Below are 326 nucleotides of genomic sequence, written 5' to 3'. Positions count from 1 at the left end.
CCAGCACCGGATGCAGCCCGCGCCCACGCGCGTCGCGGACCAGCTCGGTGAGCAGCAGCGCGCCGATTCCCTGGCCCCGGGCCTTCGGCGACACGAACAGCCGGCTCACCACCGCCGTGTCGGCGGGGCTCAGACCGGTGCGGCTGCTCCAGTGCTCGGGCGCGGTGTCGCCGGGGCGGGCGTGGGACAGACAGACATGACCGGCGATCCGGTCGTCGAGCAGGGCCACCCACGCGGCGGGCGACTCGGCGGGCGCGAGCCAGTCCGCCGGATCCTGGGGCCAGTTGACGGGGTATCCGTCGTTGTCGTGGACCTCGGCGAGGACC

At 74.8% G+C, this 326-nt stretch carries 1 protein-coding gene; it reads right to left on the bottom strand.

Annotated elements, in window-relative coordinates:
• Positions 1-326, bottom strand: a 326-nt coding sequence (locus BHU15_RS37770) for a GNAT family N-acetyltransferase (RefSeq protein ID WP_255293326.1), incomplete at both ends; no start/stop codon positions are given.

Source organism: Streptomyces niveus (genome assembly GCF_001723055.1).
Taxonomy (GTDB): domain Bacteria; phylum Actinomycetota; class Actinomycetes; order Streptomycetales; family Streptomycetaceae; genus Streptomyces; species Streptomyces niveus.
This window is presented reverse-complemented; position numbering and strand designations above follow the sequence as displayed.